12 protein-coding genes are annotated in these 16,949 nt (G+C 71.7%); 6 read left to right on the plus strand and 6 right to left on the minus strand.

Features of this window, described 5'->3' with window-relative positions; translation table 11 throughout:
- Nucleotides 1-38: 38 nt before the first annotated feature.
- The 3 genes from FLX07_RS25720 to FLX07_RS25730 all read right to left on the minus strand — a co-directional run bounded on the left by FLX07_RS25720 (nucleotide 39) and on the right by FLX07_RS25730 (nucleotide 3,285).
- Nucleotides 39-1,358, minus strand: a complete 1,320-nt coding sequence (locus FLX07_RS25720; protein WP_142574225.1) for an amidohydrolase family protein — start codon at nucleotides 1,356-1,358, stop codon at nucleotides 39-41.
- 116 nt (nucleotides 1,359-1,474) lie between these two features.
- Entirely contained in the window at nucleotides 1,475-3,067 is a 1,593-nt protein-coding gene (gene mctP, locus FLX07_RS25725; protein ID WP_280116557.1) for a monocarboxylate uptake permease MctP, read from the minus strand.
- A complete protein-coding gene (locus FLX07_RS25730) occupies nucleotides 3,064-3,285 on the minus strand; it encodes a DUF3311 domain-containing protein (protein ID WP_208762386.1) in 222 nt (73 codons plus the stop codon). The genes mctP and FLX07_RS25730 overlap by 4 nt, the downstream gene beginning before the upstream one ends.
- 248 nt (nucleotides 3,286-3,533) lie before the next feature.
- On the opposite strand from FLX07_RS25730, the gene FLX07_RS25735 reads away from it, so the two are divergent.
- The 3 genes from FLX07_RS25735 (at nucleotide 3,534) to FLX07_RS25745 (ending at nucleotide 8,004) form a co-directional block, all read left to right on the plus strand.
- Nucleotides 3,534-4,061, plus strand: coding sequence for a DUF1697 domain-containing protein (locus FLX07_RS25735; protein WP_142574228.1), 528 nt, complete (start codon nucleotides 3,534-3,536; stop codon nucleotides 4,059-4,061).
- A gap of 41 nt (nucleotides 4,062-4,102) precedes the next feature.
- A complete protein-coding gene (locus FLX07_RS25740) occupies nucleotides 4,103-5,731 on the plus strand; it encodes an ABC-F family ATP-binding cassette domain-containing protein (RefSeq protein WP_142574230.1) in 1,629 nt (542 codons plus the stop codon).
- Between the two features lie 65 nt (nucleotides 5,732-5,796).
- The gene (locus tag FLX07_RS25745; protein ID WP_142574232.1) at nucleotides 5,797-8,004 is read left to right on the plus strand and encodes an NACHT domain-containing protein; all 2,208 of its coding nucleotides are present in this window, start codon (nucleotides 5,797-5,799) and stop codon (nucleotides 8,002-8,004) included.
- A 6-nt stretch (nucleotides 8,005-8,010) separates the two neighbouring features.
- Here the strand turns inward: FLX07_RS25745 and FLX07_RS25750 are convergent, their stop codons facing one another.
- A complete protein-coding gene (locus FLX07_RS25750) occupies nucleotides 8,011-9,684 on the minus strand; it encodes a CocE/NonD family hydrolase (protein WP_189104924.1) in 1,674 nt (557 codons plus the stop codon).
- Between the two features lie 281 nt (nucleotides 9,685-9,965).
- Between FLX07_RS25750 and FLX07_RS25755 the strand changes: the two genes are divergently transcribed.
- The 3 genes from FLX07_RS25755 (at nucleotide 9,966) to thyX (ending at nucleotide 14,300) form a co-directional block, all read left to right on the plus strand.
- Nucleotides 9,966-12,101 carry an anthranilate synthase component I gene (locus FLX07_RS25755; protein ID WP_142574234.1) on the plus strand — a complete coding sequence of 712 codons (2,136 nt, stop codon included), beginning with the start codon at nucleotides 9,966-9,968 and terminating at the stop codon, nucleotides 12,099-12,101.
- A gap of 58 nt (nucleotides 12,102-12,159) precedes the next feature.
- On the plus strand, nucleotides 12,160-13,371 hold the full coding sequence (locus FLX07_RS25760) for an amidohydrolase family protein (RefSeq protein ID WP_229689596.1): 1,212 nt from the start codon (nucleotides 12,160-12,162) through the stop codon (nucleotides 13,369-13,371).
- Between the two features lie 146 nt (nucleotides 13,372-13,517).
- A complete protein-coding gene (gene thyX / locus FLX07_RS25765; protein ID WP_142574237.1) occupies nucleotides 13,518-14,300 on the plus strand; it encodes an FAD-dependent thymidylate synthase in 783 nt (260 codons plus the stop codon).
- A gap of 65 nt (nucleotides 14,301-14,365) precedes the next feature.
- On the opposite strand, the gene FLX07_RS25770 is transcribed toward thyX, so the two are convergent.
- Both FLX07_RS25770 and FLX07_RS25775 read right to left on the minus strand, forming a co-directional pair.
- Complete coding sequence (locus FLX07_RS25770; protein WP_142574239.1) at nucleotides 14,366-15,442, minus strand: WD40/YVTN/BNR-like repeat-containing protein; 1,077 nt, start codon at nucleotides 15,440-15,442, stop codon at nucleotides 14,366-14,368.
- A gap of 24 nt (nucleotides 15,443-15,466) precedes the next feature.
- Entirely contained in the window at nucleotides 15,467-16,663 is a 1,197-nt protein-coding gene (locus FLX07_RS25775) for a globin domain-containing protein (RefSeq protein ID WP_142574240.1), read from the minus strand.
- Nucleotides 16,664-16,949: the final 286 nt, after the last annotated feature.

The following is a 16,949-nucleotide window of genomic DNA, read 5'->3' on the forward strand; positions in this document are numbered from 1 at the left end:
CCACAGCGACGCGGTCTTAGGCACAGAGCGACGCGGTCCTAGGCACAGAGCACGGCGGGCACGGCCTCGCGCAGGTGGGCGAGGCTCGCCGCTGCGGCGTCCATGGCCCGCCCGACCGGCCCGGTGAGCACGCCGTCCCGCTTCACGACCACGCCGTCGCAGACGACCGTGCGGACCAGCCCGGGGTGGCCGGCGAGGACGACGGCGGCGCGCGGGTCGAGCATCGGCGCCATGGCGGGGGTGCCGGCGTCGACCACGATCAGGTCGGCCCGCTTTCCGGGCGTGAGGCTGCCGGTGACGGCGGACAGCCCGGCGACCGCGGCGCCGTCGGCGGTGACCATCCGCAGCAGGCCGGCGGCGGTCAGCGGCGCCGGGTCCTGCGTGAACCGGTGGTGTGCCAGGGCGGCGCGCATCTGCGTGAACATGTCTCCCGAGGTGGCGACCTCGGTGTCGGTGCTGAGGCCGGTGACGAGGCCCGCTCGCAGGAGACGGCCGGTCGCGGGCGTGCCGAGCCCGGGCATGGTCATCTCGATGAACGGCGACACGCTCGCGGTGGCGCCGGCGCCGGCTGCGGCCTTCAGCTCGTCGTCGCCGGTCGCGCTCGCGTGCACCAGCGTGATCGTCTCGTCGAGCAGGCCCTCGTCGTGCAGCCATCCGACGCTGCCGGCCTTGTCGGCGGAGCCGACGTGCATGGTGGCGCGCAGGCCGAGCTCCCGCGCGAGCAGCAGGTCGCGCCGGGCCGCGGCGGGGGCGGAAATCTCGGGGCCGCGCGCCGCCAGGGCCATCGTCACGCGGGCGGTGTCGTCGCGGAGCACGTCCCTGACCCGGCGGACGTCGGCCGGAAGCTCCGCGTCGCTGTGGTCGCCCACCCAGCGGAGCGGGTCGACCTGGGGCCAGCCGTAGGCGAAGACCCCCCGGATCCCGCTGTCGCGCAGCGCGGCCACGGCGGCGTCGCTGTGCTCGGGGGTGTTCTGGATGTGGGACCAGTCGACGAGCGTGGTGATCCCGGATTCCAGCGCGCCGAGCGCGCCGAGCAGGGTGCCGGCGTAGACGTCCTGCGGCCGGAAGTTCGGCCCGAGCTGGAGGAACGCGGCCCCGAGGTAGTCCATCAGGCTCCAGTCCAGCCCGATGTGACGCAGCGCCGACTGCCAGGTGTGGCGGTGGGTGTCGACCAGGCCCGGCATCACCACGCAACCCGAGGCGTCCACGACGTCCGCCTCCGGGGACACTCCGGCGGCGGGGCCGACCGACACGATGACGCCGTCGCGGACCACCACGTCGGCGGGGCCGTCCGGCACCGCCGGGTCCATGCCGATCACGTGGCCGCCGGTGATGATCAGATCGTTGCTGAGAGGCATCCTTGGCTCCTTCGTCGTTCGAGGTGATGCCTCTTTGTCCCACCGCGCACTTGTGGCCGGCTCCACGCGGAACGTCCCGCCGCGTCAAGCCGGCCACAAGTCGGCGTGGATCCCGATCAGGCGGCGGGCGCCGTGGTCTCCAGTTCGTGGACGCGCGGGTCGCCCTTGTCGGCGAAGTAGTCCTCCGGCCGGGTGCCGTCCGGGCCGTCGGCGCTCTTGAGCGCGCGGGCCACGACGGTCCCGAGCACGGCGACGACCAGGTTGACGATCAGCGCGAGGAACCCGGCGTACACCGTGATCTTGGTGTCGAACCCGAGCTGCGACAGGGGGAAGGCCGAGCTGCCGAAGTGGTCGTGGTTGGTGGCCGGGTTGGCGATGTTGTACAGCAGCAGCATCCCGGCCGCCATGCCGGTGGCCCAGCCCGCGATCAGGCCGCCCCGGTGGAACCACCGGGTGTAGAGGCCGAGGCCCACCGAGGGGAGCGTCTGCAGGATGATCACGCCGCCGATGAGCTGCAGGTCGATCGAGAACTGCGGATCGATGAGCAGGATGCACAGCACCGCGCCGACCTTCACGACCAGCGAAGCGATCTTGCTGGCCGTGGCCTCCTGGGAGGCACTGGCGTTCCGGTTGAAGTACTCCCGGTAGATGTTGCGGGCGAACAGGTTGGCCGCGGCGATCGACATGATCGCGGCGGGCACGAGCGCGCCGATGCCGACGGCCGCGAACGCCACTCCGGCGAACCAGTCGGGGAACATCTTGTCGAACAGCTGCGGCACGATCGTGTTGTTGTCCTTGCCGATCGGCGTGACCCCGGCCGCGATCGCCATGTAGCCGAGCAGCGCGATCAGGCCGAGCAGCAGGCTGTAGGCCGGCAGGGCCGACATGTTCCGCTTGATCACGTTCCGGTTGCGCGAGGCGAGGATGCCGGTGACGCTGTGCGGATACAGGAACAGCGCCAGCGCCGAGCCGAACGCGAGCGTGACGTACTGGAGCTGGTTGTTCGCGTTGAGCAGGGTGCCGTCGCCCGGAGCCGGGGTCGCGTCGAACTTCGCCTTCGCGGCGTCGAAGACCGAGCCCATGCCGCCGAGCTTGGCCGGGATGTAGATGATCGCGACCAGGATCACCAGGTAGATCAGCGAGTCCTTGACGAACGCGATCAGCGCGGGGGCGCGCAGCCCGGACTGGTAGGTGTAGGCCGCGAGGATCGCGAACGCGATGATCAGCGGCAGGTCGCCGGTCAGGCCCATCGTCTTCAGCACCGCCTCGATGCCGACGAGCTGCAACGCGATGTACGGCATGGTCGCGACGATGCCGGTGATCGCCACGAGCAGCGCCAGCGTGGGAGAGCCGAAGCGCACGCGGACGAAGTCGGCCGGCGTGACGAGGTTGTGCACGTGCGAGACCGACCACAGCCGGACCAGCACCAGCATCACCATCGGGTAGACGACCACCGTGTACGGCACGGCGTAGAAGCCCATGGCGCCCGCGCCGAAGATCAGGGCGGGCACGGCCACGAACGTGTAGGCCGTGTAGAGGTCGCCGCCGATCAGGAACCAGGTGATCCAGCTGCCGAAGCTGCGCCCGCCGAGACCCCACTCGTCCAGCGTGGCGAGGTCCTTGGGACGGCGCCAGCGGGCGGCCACGAAGCCCATGCCGCTGACGACCAGGAACAGGAGCGTGAAGATGACGATCTCGGTGGTCTTCACCGGCTCCTCCTCGTCGCGCGGTAGACGAGGGTGGTGGAGGTGACGCCGAGGATGATGAAGGCGAGTTGCAGCCAGTAGAACATCGGGATGCCGAACAGCCGCGGTTCGTCGGAGTTGAACAGGGGCGGGATGAGCGGGATCGCGATCGGCAGCAGGAGCAGCCAGTTCAGCGGGCTTCGGTCGGGGTTTCGGCCGCGGTCGGCGCGGGGGGTCGTCACACGTTCTCCAATCGGACACGGACCAGGCGTGCCCGGCCGATCCGCGTGACGGAGCCGTCGCGCGGGCCGGCGGGACGGTTACTCGGCGGCAGCGTAAGGACTCACGAGTCACAGGGAGATCACCAATCGCCGAACGGTCGTGTTGGCGCGCCCAGCGACGATCGGTGGCCGCCGGTCAGACGACCGCCGATACCTGACGCGGGCTGACAGGAACGGGCGGTAGCCTCCGGCGGGAAGGAGGCGATGCGATGCGATACGTGGCGCTGCTGCGCGGCATCAACGTCAACCCCGCCACCGCGCTGGCGATGGCCGATCTCAGGGCACTGCTGGAACGGCTCGGATACGGAAACGTGCGCACGCACCTGCGCAGCGGTAACGCCCTGTTCACCGCGGACGGCGACGCCGGCTCGGTCGCCGCCGCGATCGAGCGCGGGCTCCGGGAGGAGCTCGGCCTGTCCGTCGCGGTGATCGTCCGTACGGCTGAGCAGCTTCGCGGCGTGGTGGAGCACAACCCCCTGGAGGTCCGGGACCCCGCCCGGTTCGCCGTGGTCTTCCTGTCCCGTCCCCCCGACCGGGAGGGGCTGGCGAGCATCGATCCGGCGGCGTACGCCCCGGAGGAGATGCGGGCAGGCGAGCGGGAGCTCTACGTCTACTTCCCCGACGGGCTGCGACGTCCCAAGCTGCCGCCTCTGCTGGACAGGCATTCGGCCGGCCCCGCGACCATGCGCAACTGGAACACCGTCACCCGCCTGCTCTCGCTCGCCGAGGACCTCTAGGAATACGTGGCGGCCCGGGACCCAGTAGGGTCGGTGTCCTGATGAGCGCCACTCTTGTCGCGAAGGAGCTCGCCGCCGGGCACGGCGAGCGCGTCCTGTTCGCGGATCTCGATCTGGTCGTCGCGCCCGGAGACGTCGTGGGGTTGGTGGGGGCGAACGGCGCGGGCAAGTCGACGCTGCTGCGCCTGCTGGCCGGCCTCGACGCCCCCGAGCACGGCGGCGTACGGCTCAGCCCGCCCACCGCCAACGTCGGCCACCTGCCGCAGGAGCCCGAGCGGCGGCCCGGCGAGACCGTCGCCGCCTTCCTCGCGCGCCGCACCGGGGTCGCCGCCGCGCAGCAGGCCCTCGACGCGGCCACCGAGGCGCTCGTGAGCGGCGATCCCGGCGACGCGTACGCCGAGGCGCTCGACCGCTGGCTCGCCCTCGGCGGCGCCGACCTGGAGGAGCGGGCCGCGGAGGTGGCCGCCGACCTCGGGCTCACGGTCGGCCTCGACCAGGAGATGACGTCGCTTTCCGGCGGTCAGGCGGCCCGGGTGGGGCTGGCCTCGCTGCTGCTCAGCCGTTATGACGTGTTCCTGCTCGACGAGCCCACCAACGACCTCGACCTCGACGGCCTGGACCGGCTCGAACGCTTCGTGACGGGGCTGCGCGCCGGGACCGTGGTAGTCAGCCACGACCGCGAGTTCCTCGCCCGTACGGTCACCAGGGTGGTCGAGCTCGACCTGGCCCAGGGGCAGGTCCGCGCGTACGGCGGCGGTTACGACGCCTACCTGGAGGAGCGCGAGGTCGCCCGCAGGCACGCACGCGAGCAGTACGAGGAGTACGCCGACACCAGGGCGTCCCTGGAGGCCCGCGCCCGGGCACAGCGCGCCTGGATGGAGAAGGGCGTCAAGAACGCGCGCCGCAAGGCCCCGGACGGCGACAAGCTCGGGCGCAAGTTCCGCACCGAGGCGACGGAGAAGCAGGCGGCCAAGGCCCGGCAGACCGAGAAGACGATCGAGCGGCTGGAGGTCGTCGAGGAGCCGCGCAAGGAGTGGGAGCTGCGCATGGAGATCGCCGCCGCGCCCCGCTCCGGGGCCGTGGTCGCGACGCTGCGCGGCGCGCTCGCGCGACGTGGCGCCTTCACGCTCGGACCCGTCGACCTGCAGATCGACTGGGCGGACCGGGTCGCGATCACCGGCGCGAACGGCTCGGGCAAGAGCACCCTGCTCGGCGTGCTGCTCGGCCGGGTGCCCCTCGACGAGGGGACGGCGGCGCTCGGCCCCGGTGTGGTCGTGGGCGAGGTCGACCAGGCCCGCGCCCTCTTCGAGGGCGACGAGCCGCTGCTCGACGCGTTCGGCGCGCTCGTCGACCTGCCGCCCGCCGAGGTCCGCACGGTGCTGGCCAAGTTCGGCCTGCGCGCCGGCCACGTGCTCCGCCCGGCGGCCACGCTGTCGCCCGGCGAGCGCACGCGGGCGGCCCTCGCCCTCCTGCAGGCCCGTGGGGTCAACCTGCTCGTCCTGGACGAGCCCACCAACCATCTCGACCTCCCGGCGATCGAACAGCTGGAGTCCGCGCTCGACTCGTACACGGGGACCCTGCTGCTCGTCACCCACGACCGCCGCATGCTGAAGGCCGTCCAGACGACACGCCGCGTCGTCGTCGAGGCCGGCCGGATCCACGAAGCCTGAAGGCCCCGTCGCGTACGGCATATCGCGCTCTCGTCAGATAGATCGCGCGATGTCACCATGTGGGGATGAGAGGCTGGGCCGGTTGGCGTCGCGTCGTGCTCCCCGCCGCAGGGGTGGTCGCGGTCGCCGGGATCGGCTACGGGCTCACCACGCTCTCCGAGTCGGACGCGGCGGTCAACTGGGCACAGCTCGCCAGCGTGGCCCTCGGCGTTTTCGCACTCGTCCCTCCCCTGGTCGGCATCTGGCGGCGGCGGCAGACGGGCGGCACGAGCACAGTCGAGCAGATCGATCGCGCGGAGCGGGCGCTGCGGGCGCTCGTGCACGAGCAGTGGCGCGAGGAGATCGTGATGCGCGATCTCGACGAGCCGGCGCGGTTGCCGGTCCGCTGGAAGATCTCCGGTCTCGACGTGATGGACCAGGACGAGCGCGTCGACGGGTTGCGGCTGGTGCGCTCGTGGTTCGGCTTCGGGCGGGTGCGCTTCGACGGGCGCACCGACCGGATGCCGGAGATCGCCGATCGGTTTCGTAAGCTCGCCCGGCGCCGGCTGGTGATCCTCGGCGAGGCCGGCATGGGCAAGACGACGCTGGCCGTGCTCCTGCTGAGGGAACTGCTGATGGAGCCCCAGCCCGGTGATCCGGTGCCCGTGCTGCTGTCGATGTCCGGATGGGATCCGGCGGCCGAGCCCGTCCATCGGTGGCTGGGCAGGCGGTTACGGGAGAACTATCCGGCGCTGCGCGCCCCCGAGCTCGGTCCGGACGCGGCTCGCGGCCTGGTCACCTATCGGCGGATCCTGCCGGTCCTGGACGGCCTGGACGAGCTGCCCGACACCGTGCGGCCGAGGGTGATCAACGCGCTGAACGCCGCCTCGGCCGTCGAGTCGCTCATCCTCACCTGCCGCACAGCCGAGTACGTGACGGCCGTCAACCTCCGCGACGGCGCGGCGCTCGCCGGCGCGGCCGTCATCGAGCCCAGGCCCGTGAAGAGCTCGGACGTCATCGCGTATCTCCGCTACCGGCTCACTCCCGGGCAGCGAGCCGATTGGGCCGGTCTGCTGTCGGCGTTGAAGGCCGACCCGGACGGCCCGCTGTCAGAGGCCCTCTCCACGCCGCTCGTCGTGTGGCTGCTGCACAAGGTGTACGTCGAGACCCGCGCGAACCCCGCGCCGCTGTTCGACACCGATCGCTTCCCGACGGCGGCCGCCGTCACCGACCACCTGCTCGACAACCTCGTGCAGGCGAGCTTCGCGGCCACGCCGCCCGACGACGATCCGAGCGAACGGCACGAGCACGACCACCCGTTCCGTTCACAGCGGTCGTGGGATCCGGACGAGGCCCGCCGGTGGCTGTCGTTCGTCGCTCATCACATGTCGGCGATCGGCGCCAGGGACTTCCGCTGGTGGCGCCTTCATCGGGCGATCTCGCGACGCTGGAGCATTCTTGTCGGAGGCGTGACCGTCGGGCTGTCCGTCGGCGTCACGGTGGGGCTGACCAGCGACGCCGTGGTGGCGCTGCGCAGCCCGCACGAAGGCAGCCTCCGGGACGCGCTCCTTTTCGGGCTCGCCGGTGGACCGGTGGGCGGGCTCGTCGGCGGGCTCACCGGCGGGCTCATCCTGGAGCGTTTGAAGGGCTACACGCTGGAGCCGGCGTATGCCAACCTGCGCTGGCGCGGCAGCGTGCGCCGGTTCGTCATGCAGCTCACGCTCGGGCTGGTCACGGTGCTCCCGGTCGGGATGATCGCGGCGTACGCGCTGTGGCGGGTCGCGGGGATATCCTCGCGGGCCGACGGCCTGATCCTGTACGCGCTCGTCATCGGCGCCATCGGCGGTGTCACCCTCGGATTCAACAGGTGGGTGACGACCCCGCTCACGAACGACCGGCCGCAGGGCCCGCTGATCACGCTGCGGCGGGACCTGCGGCTCGTGTACGGGCGCTCCCTCACCTTCGGGCTGGCGCTGGGCCTCGCGTTCGGCTTCGCCGGGACGCTCGTGAACGGTTTCTCCGGGCTGCTGCGCGGCGCCGAGGCCGGGATCGCCTTCGGGCTCGCGGGCGGTGTCGTGTTCACGCTCACGTTCGGGTTCACGGGAGCCAGCTCCATCTACCTCGTCGCCGTCGCCATGCTCCGCGCCCGCGGACGGATCCCGTTACGGCTGATGAGCCTTCTGGAGGACGCCCATCGCGTCGGGCTGCTCCGCCAGGTGGGGCCGGTGTACCGGTTCCGGCACGAGAAGCTGCAGGACCGTCTCGCCCACCTTCACGCGCACAACGACTCCTGAGCCGGCTCAGGGGAGCGTGGGGAGGATCACGGCCGAGGGGTGGCGGGGGTCGTGCAGGATCTCCTGGTCGGAGGCGACCATCGGGGTGCCCGCCGTCAGCGGCGCGCCGGTGCCCGGGTTGCGCGCGATGCGCGGGTAGGCCCCGCTGGCCACCTGAACCCGGATGCGGTGTCCGCGGCGGAACCGGTGGCCCATCGGCCACAGGTCGACCTCCACCCGGCGCACGCCGTCCTCGTCGCCGCGGTCCGCCGGGGTCAGGCGGCGCACGCCCTCGCAGACGTTCATCGACGTGCCGTCGGGGTGCACGTCGCACACCCGTACGACGAAGTCGGTGTGCTCCCTGCCGGTGCGCACGAACAGTTCGGTGCTCACCGGGCCGATCATGTCGGTGTCCCGGTCGAGCACCTCGGAGCTGTAGACGAGCACGTCGCGCCGGGCCTCGAGACGCCGGTTGTCCCTCGGTTCGGAGTTGCCGATGAGCACCGGGCCGCCGATCACCGGGGTCGGGTGCTCGGGGTCGTAGCGGTAGCGGTCCGGCTCTCCGTCCGCCGGGTTGTCCGGCGACAGGGCGAAGCCCGGCTGCAGGTGCCAGCGCTCGCGCCGCATGCGGGGCGGCGGCCAGTCGGGTTCGTCCCGCCACTCGCCCGCGCCGGTGACGTACAGCCGGACGGGGGAGGGGCGCAGCCCCGACGGGTCGCCGAGCAGGTGGGCGCGGAACCAGGCCAGGGCGTCGGCGTTGGCGGCGCGCCCGTGGCGGATGTCGGCGTGATACCACGGCCCGATGGTCAGGTGCGGCTGCCGCCCGGCGGCCCGCAGCGCCGCGTAGTCCTTGAGCTGCCAGGGCAGGAACACGTCGTACCAGCCGCCGGTCATCGTGATCTCCGCGCCGACCTGCCCCACCGACGCGGAAAAGTCTGCCTTGTCCCAGTACGTGCAGAGAGTCTCGCCGTGATGGGCCAGCAGTTCGCGGAAGAACGGCAGCGGCCTGCCCGCCGACAGCAGGTCGAGCTCGGGCAGCGGGCGGCCCGACAGCACGGCCCGCCGTGTGCGCCGGGGGGCGATGAACGCGGCCACGCCGCCCAGCCGGCCCTCCAGATGCGCGGTGAGCGTCGTCCAGATCAGCGTCGACTCCAGCGCGAACGACCCTCCGACGTACGCCGCGTCACGGAAGCACGAGGCGGTCACCTGGACGGCCATCGCCCGCAGGTCGGGAGTCTCCGCCGCGATCGCCCACTGGGTGTAGCCGAGGTAGGAGGGCCCGTGCATGGCGAAGCTGCCGCCGTACCACGACTGCGCCCGCATCCACTCCACCGTCGCGAGGCCGTCCGCCTGCTCGTGGACCAGCGGATCGAGCCGTCCGCCGGAGCCGAAGCCGCCCCGGCAGCTCTGCAGCAGCACCTGGAACCCGTGCCGGGCGAAGGTCCAGCCGTACATCCAGCCGACCACTCCGCCCCTGCCGTACGGCGTGCGGATCAGGATCGTCGGGGGCCGGTCGGCGCCGACGGGAGCGTAGTGATCGGCCAGGAGCGTCACGCCGTCCGGCATCGGCACGGGCACGTCACGGCGGACCCGGACCCGGCGGCCCTGCGGCCCGCCCGGATGCCCGACCGCACCCCTCGGCCCGCCCAGCCCTTGCGGGCCGTGGCGGTGCACGGGCAAGTGGGCCGGCACGCGGACCATGCCCCCTCCTTTCCCGGCTTCGGGCTGATCGCCCCGCGCGAGAGTGAGGTTTCCCGACCAGTAACAGAATATCTATCCGCTGTTCGCCCTTCCAGTCATGCCGCGTTGCATGATCGCGCTTGTCGCCGCTACCCTTGGCTCATGCGAACTCATGCACCTTCCCAGTGGTGGCGCCGCTGACAGGCGGCGTTTTCGCATTCGCGTCGAAGAGACCGGCCGCCCCATGAGTGGCGGCCTTCTGTGTGTCCGCCCCGGGGCATACGAATAAAGGGGCGTGGACAGTGGAGATCAGCGGATTTACCACGGCCGGCGGCATCGCGGTCGAGCGCCGGGTGCGCGAGGTGGCCGAGGAGGCGCTGGAGGAGATCGTCACGTCGCTGGGGGAGCGGCGCGGCGGGGCCTTCTCGTCCGGCATGGACTACCCGGGCCGGTACAGCAGGTGGGCGTTCGGCTACGTCGATCCCTGCCTTGAGATCGTGGCGCGGGGGCGGACCATCTCCGCCCGCGCGCTCAACGAGCGGGGACAGGTCGTGCTGCCCGTGGTCGCCTCCTGCCTGCTGGCGGCCGGCAAGCCGGTGGCCGAGCCGGCTCACGGCTACATCGAGGTGCACGTCCCCGAGTCCGAGGACCTGCTGCCCGAGGAGATGCGCAGCCGCAGGCCCACGGTCTTCACCGCCATCCGCGAGATCATCGCGGCCTTCCGGTCCGACGACCCGCACCTCGGCCTGTACGGCGCCTTCGGCTACGACCTAGCCTTCCAGTTCGAGCCGATCCGTTACCGCCTGACCCGCCCCGGCGACCAGCGCGACCTGGTGCTGCACCTGCCCGACCGGCTCGTCGTGATCGACCGGGTCCGCGAGACCAGCGTCGAGCACTGCTACGAGTTCACCGTGGACGGCGTCTCCACCAGCGGCCTGGCGCGCACCGGCGAGACGATCCCCCCGGTCGAGCCCCGCGAGATCCCGCCGAACCCGGTGCGGGGGACCTACGCCGAGGTCGTCGCCAAGGCCAAGGAGAAGTTCCAGCGCGGCGACCTGTTCGAGGTCGTCCCCGGCCAGGTCTTCCACGGTGCCTGCACCGACCCGTCCGCCTTCTACCGCTCGCTGCGCACGGAGAACCCGGCGCCGTACGAGTTCCTGCTCAACCTCGGCGACGGCGAGCACCTGGTCGGCGCCTCGCCCGAGATGTACGTCCGGGTGAGCGGCGATCGGGTCGAGACCTGCCCGATCTCCGGCACCATCGCCCGCGGGGCCAACCCCGTCGAGGACGCCGAGGCGATCCGCACGCTCCTGTCCAGCGTGAAGGAGGAGTCGGAGCTGACCATGTGCACGGACGTGGACCGCAACGACAAGTCGCGGATCTGCGTGCCGGGCAGCGTCCGGGTGATCGGCCGCCGTCAGATCGAGATGTACTCCCGGCTGATCCACACCGTCGACCACATCGAGGGCCGGCTGCGCCCCGAGTTCGACGCCCTCGACGCGTTCCTCACCCACATGTGGGCCGTCACCGTCACCGGCGCTCCCAAGACGTGGGCCATGCAGTTCGTCGAGGACCACGAGGAGACCACCCGGCGCTGGTACGGCGGCGCGGTCGGCTTCATCGGCTTCGACGGCTCGATGAACACCGGCCTGACCCTGCGCACCGCCCAGATCCGCGACGGCGTCGCCACCGTGCGTGCCGGGGCCACGCTGCTGTACGACTCCGACCCCGAGGCCGAGGAGCGGGAGACCGAGCTCAAGGCCAGCGCCCTCCTCGGCGCGCTCGCCGCGTCCGCCCGTCCCCGGGAGGAGGCGCGGGCGGAGCCCCGCGCCGACCTGCCGGGCGAGGGCCACCGCGTGCTGCTGGTGGACCACGAGGACTCCTTCGTCAACACGCTCGCCGACTACTTCCGCCAGCAGGGCGCGTCGGTGGTCACGCTGCGGCACGGGTTCCCGCTGGAGAAGCTGGACGAGATCGCGCCCACGCTCGTCGTGCTGTCGCCCGGACCCGGCTGGCCGTCCGACTTCGGCTGCTCGGCGCTGATCGAGGCGCTGTATGCCCGCAGGCTCCCCGTGTTCGGGGTGTGCCTGGGCCTGCAGGCCATGGTCGAGCAGGCGGGCGGCACGCTCGAACTGCTGCCCTACCCGGAGCACGGCAAGCGCGGCCGGGTCCGCCGCGAGGGCGACAGCGCGCTGCTCGACGGCCTGCCCGGCGAGTTTGTCGCGGCCCGCTACCACTCCGTGCACGCCAAGGAGCCGGGAGTCAAGGGCTTCCGGGTCACCGCGTACACGCCGGACGGCGCGGCCATGGCGATCGAGGACGCCGAGAACCTGCGCTTCGGCGTGCAGTTCCACCCCGAGTCGATCCTGACCACGCAGGGCGGGGCCGGGGCGCGGATCATCGCCAACGTCCTGCGGCTCTGCACACGCCATGGCTGAGTAAAGGGGCCGTTTAGGGCGGTGCCGGCGCGGCGGGGGAGCCGTAGAGTCCACTGCCGTGCCGGAGCCGAGATCCCATGACATGCTGCCCGCGACCCTTCCCGACGCGGTGCGGGCCGCCCTGCTCGCGCCCATGGTCGACCAGCACTGCTGCGGTGTGCGCCGTGACGACACCACCAGGTCGGGATTCGAGCAGCTCATCGGCGAGGGCGGCACGCCGGCGCCGCCCGGGACCACGCACTTCGACACCCCGGCCGGCGCCGCCATCCGCCGTTGGTGCGCGCCGGTTCTCGGCCTGGAGCCGCACGCCTCGCCCACCGTCTACCTGTCGCGCCGCGCCGAACTCGGCGCGGGCGAGGTCAACCGGCGGCTGCTGCGCGGCGCCGGGGTGTCGGCCTTCCTGGTCGACAGCGGGCTCGACGTCCCCGCGCTGCTCTCGCCCGCCGAGATGGGACGTCTCGGCTCGGCCGCCGCCGACGAGATCGTCCGGCTGGAGCAGGCCGAGCAGGACGTCGCCGAGGCCGGGCTGCCCGCCGCCGACTACGCCGGGATGCTGCGGGACGAGCTGGCGGTCCGCGCGGCCCGCGCCGCCGCGCTCAAGTCGGTCGCGGCGCACCACTGCGGCCTCGGCTTCGACCCCTCCCGGCCCTCGCGCGGCAGCGTGATCGCGGCGGCCGGGCGCAGGCTCGCCGACCCCAAGTCGCGCCTGGACGACCCCGTCCTCGTACGGCACCTGCTCTGGGCGGCGGTCGACGTCGCCAGAGAGCGGGGTCTGCCGCTGCAGTTCCACTGTGGTCTTTCCGGATGGGGCGTGACCGGATGGGGCGTGTCCGGATGGGGCGTGTCCGGCGCCGCGGCCGGCCACCTGACCGATCCCGCACTGCTGACCGGGTTCGTCCGCGCCCTCGCCCCGCTCGGGGTGCCGGTCGTCCTGCTGAACTGCTACCCCTACCACCGTCAGGCGGCCCACCTCGCGGGCGTCTTCCCGCACGTGTACGTGGACGCCGGGCCCGCCGTCGCCCACGCCGCCGCCGGCTCCGGCCACGTCCTGCGCGAGTTGCTCGAACTCGTCCCGTTCCACAAGCAGATGTACGGCTCCGGCTGCCACGGCGCCGCCGAGCTGTGTTTCCTGGCCGCGCTCAACCATCGCCGCGGCCTGGCCCGCGTGCTGGCCGACCGGATCGACGAGGGCGAGTGGAGCCCCGCCGACGCCGCCCGGATCGCCCACATGATCGGCTCGGGCAACGCCCGCCGCGTTTACCGCCTCTGAAGCGGTGGAGTTGGGGGAGCGCGTACGGTGAGTGCCGGCCGCCGTCGCCTGCGGTGGGTCATGTCAGGGGGGCCGGGTCGCGATCGTGAGGCCGAGCTGGTTTGCTTGGACGGTCATCCATCGGCACCACTTCACGGGGAATGTGAATGCGCAGCGTCGAGCCCGAGGTCTTCCTCGTCGCCAAACCGTCCGTCGACTACGACGAGCTGGCCCGCTACCTCCACGAGATCGGCGGGGAGAGCTGGCTTGAGCGGCTGGAGCGGGGCGAGTTCGACGCCCAGAACCTCGCCGAGTTCGCCGGTCGGCTGTGCTACCGGTCGTTCGAGCCGGGCCTGAATCCGAACGTCACGAGGGTGCGCACCGACCAGGAGGCGTACCTGCGCAACATCCTGGCCAGCGCGCACGGCAGCGTCCTGGAGCACCTCAGCTTCAGCTTCGTGCTGCACAACGTCTCGCGGGTGCTCACCCACGAGCTGGTGCGGCACCGGCCCGGAGTGGCGATCTCGCAGGAGTCGCTGCGGTTCGTCCGGCTGAACGACATCCCGTTCTGGTTCCCGGAGTGGGCGCGCGAGGACGCCGAGCTGATGAAGCGGGCGACCGAGATGCTCGACCGGATGGAGGAGTTCCAGAACTGGATGGCGGTCCACTTCGGGCTGGACGAGGACGGTGTGCCGTTCGCGGAGAAGAAGCACCGCACCTCGTTCATGCGCCGCTTCGCGCCCGAGGGCGTCGGGACCGGCCTGGTCTGGACGGCCAACGTGCGCACCCTGCGGCACACGATCGAGGCCCGTACGGCCGCGGGAGCCGAGGAGGAGATCCGCCTCGTCTTCGACCGCATCGGGACGATCATGCAGGAGGAGGCCCCGGCCCTGTTCGGCGACTACGTCGTCGAGGACGGCGCCTGGGTTCCCGGTTATCGCAAGGTCTGAGCCGCCGTGAACCGCGGCCCCGCGGTCGCCCGGAAGGGCGCCGCGGGACCCCTCGCGGCGGCTGCTCAGAGGACGGCCGCCCGCACACACAGCACGTCGGGCAGGTGACGGGCGATCAGCGACCAGGTCTCGCCCGCGTCGGCCGAGCCGTACACCTCGCCGTCCCGGGTGCCGAAGAACACGCCGGCGGGCCCGGCGGACATCGCGTCCCTGAGCACCGAGGCGTGCACCGGGCCCTCGGGCAGCCCGGCGGAGTGTCCGTGCCACGTGCCCCCGGCGTCGTCGCTGCGGAACACCTGGTATCGGTAACCGAGCGGCGTCCGGTCGACGTCACCGTGCAGCGGCAGGACGAACAGCCTGTCCGGATCGTCCAGGTCGACCGTGATCGGGAACCCGAAGTCGGAGGGCAGGCCGGACCCGATATCGGTCCAGGAGTCGCCGAAGTCGTCGGACCGGTAGACCCCGAAGTGGTGCTGCAGATAGAGCCGCTCGGGCGTCGCGGGATGCTGCGCCACCTTGTGCACGCACTGGCCGAACTCGGGATACTGCGCGCCCTCGGGCAGGAAGGGCGCGCGAATGTTCTTGTTGGACGGCCGCCAGGTGGCTCCCGCGTCGTCGCTGCGGAAGAACCCCACGGCGGAGGCGGCGACCCCGATGCGCCGCGGGTCGGAGGGGTGCGGGATCACGGTGTGGAGGCACAGGCCGCCGCCGCCCGGCTGCCACTGGGGCCGGGTGGGGTGGTCCCACAGGCCGTCGACCATGGTGTAGGTGGCTCCGCGGTCCTCCGACCGGAACAGCGCGGCGGGCTCGGCGCCCGCCCAGACCACGTCGGGCTCGGACGGCGACGGCTGCAGTTGCCAGACCCGGGCCAGCGCGGTCGCGGTGCGCTCGGGGAAGGCGACCGGCGGGGTCGTCGCCTCCTCCCAGGTCTCGCCGAGGTCGTCGGACCACATCACCGACGGGCCGAAGTGGCCGTACTCGATGCCGGCGAGCAGGCGGGGCGTGCTCCCCCGCGTGTCGATCGCGACCGAGTGGATCCCGATCGAGGAGAATCGCACGGGCTCGACCTCGAACGAGCCGCCGTCCGAGGAGCGCGCGAGGAACAATCCTTTGCGAGTGCCGATCGCGAGCAGTGCGGTCATATGTCCTCCCTGTGCTGATTTCGATTATGTTTTCGATTCGAATCCTGCCAGGAAACCATCCACGTCGCGCGCCGTTCCGGTCAAGCCTCGCTCCTCACCGTGTGGTTCTGCTGTCGGGTCGCTCTGCATCGGGTCACGGTGGATGCGCGCGAGCGGCACCCCCGACAACTGCAGGCGCCGTACCGTCTCGTCGACCATCGCGGGCGGTCCGCAGACGTACGCCTCGTGGTCGGCCCAGGAGTGGAACCTCTCGACCACGTCGGGGAGCCGGCCGCGCATCCCGTCGTAGCCCGGGTCGTCGGACACCACCGGCACGACCCGCAGCCAGGGGAAGGCGGCCTCCATCCTCACCAGGTCCGGCATGTCGTACAGATCGGACGCGCGCCGGACGCCGAACAGCAGGTGGATGTTCGGGCGGTCGCCGGAGGCGATGACGTGCTCGATGACGGCCTTGAGCGGCGCGAGGCCGGTGCCGCCGGCGACGCAGAGGAGGTCGCGGTCCGACTCGGGCGGCGTCATCGTCCCCACCGGCGGGCCGAGCAGGAGCTGGTCGCCGATGCGGGTGTGGCGGACCAGCGCCGTGCTCACCCAGCCGCCCGGCACGGCGCGCACGTGCAGGCGGAGCGTGCCGTCCAGGCGGGGCGCATTGGCGATGGAGAACCGTCGCCACACCCGTGGCCACCTGGCCGTCTGGACCGTGACGTACTGCCCGGGGACGAAGTCCATGCGCTCCGAGGGCCGCAGCGTGAGCACCGAGATGTCCCGGGTGCGCGGCTCGTGGTCGATCACCTCCGCCAGCCACCAGGCGGGCGTGGTCTCCCCGGCGGCGGCGTCGATCATTATCTGCGCCGCCATGGCGTACGCCTCGGTCCAGGCGGCCTCGATCTCGTCGGTCCAGATCTCGGCGGCGAAATGCCGGATCGTGGCGAGAAGAGCGCTCCCCACGGCTCTGTAGTGGTCGGGGGACACGCCGTACTTGCGATGGTCCCGCCCGAGCTGGGCGAGATAGGACTCCAGCCCCTCAGGGCTGTCGAGCATCCAGACGACCCTCGTGAGCGCGGTGAAGAGCCGGTCGCGCTGCACCTCCATGCCCGGCGGGAACATGCCCCGCAGGTGCGGGCAGTGCGTGAACAGTCGCCCATAGAAGTACCCGGCGGCCTTCGCCGCGACGGGCTCGACGGCCGAGAAGCTCTCCTTGACGAGGCGTGGATTCAGCGGCATCAGTTGTGTCCCACCCTAGGGACCGGAAACGTGCTCCGGTCTGTCGATCCACCTCCCTGACGGCTCCGGGTGACGAGCGCCGGCGGCCCCGGCTCGACCGATCGCTCAACCGGGAGTGTTCCACTCGCTCTCGGGCGTCACAACCGATTCCCCACAAGGCAACCGACTGCGAACACTTCGTTATTTTTCGTGACCCCCATCTCTGTGACTGGTGTGACTGATGTGAAAACTGACAAAAAGGAAATAGATCTGCGCCATGATGGGCCTGCCTGCTCGCACACCCCCA

This window comes from Microbispora bryophytorum (assembly GCF_006874465.1).
GTDB lineage: Bacteria > Actinomycetota > Actinomycetes > Streptosporangiales > Streptosporangiaceae > Microbispora > Microbispora bryophytorum.

What these genes read in the sequence shown, in the direction of transcription:
- FLX07_RS25750 (WP_189104924.1), bottom strand. Translation starts at nt 9,684, where the DNA reads ATGGTCCGCGTGCCGGCCCACTTGCCCGTGCACCGCCACGGCCCGCAA.
- thyX (WP_142574237.1), top strand. Translation starts at nt 13,518, where the DNA reads ATGCGCAGCGTCGAGCCCGAGGTCTTCCTCGTCGCCAAACCGTCCGTC.
- FLX07_RS25735 (WP_142574228.1), top strand. Translation starts at nt 3,534, where the DNA reads ATGCGATACGTGGCGCTGCTGCGCGGCATCAACGTCAACCCCGCCACC.
- FLX07_RS25770 (WP_142574239.1), bottom strand. Translation starts at nt 15,442, where the DNA reads ATGACCGCACTGCTCGCGATCGGCACTCGCAAAGGATTGTTCCTCGCG.
- FLX07_RS25775 (WP_142574240.1), bottom strand. Translation starts at nt 16,663, where the DNA reads ATGCCGCTGAATCCACGCCTCGTCAAGGAGAGCTTCTCGGCCGTCGAG.
- FLX07_RS25720 (WP_142574225.1), bottom strand. Translation starts at nt 1,358, where the DNA reads ATGCCTCTCAGCAACGATCTGATCATCACCGGCGGCCACGTGATCGGC.
- FLX07_RS25745 (WP_142574232.1), top strand. Translation starts at nt 5,797, where the DNA reads ATGAGAGGCTGGGCCGGTTGGCGTCGCGTCGTGCTCCCCGCCGCAGGG.
- FLX07_RS25740 (WP_142574230.1), top strand. Translation starts at nt 4,103, where the DNA reads ATGAGCGCCACTCTTGTCGCGAAGGAGCTCGCCGCCGGGCACGGCGAG.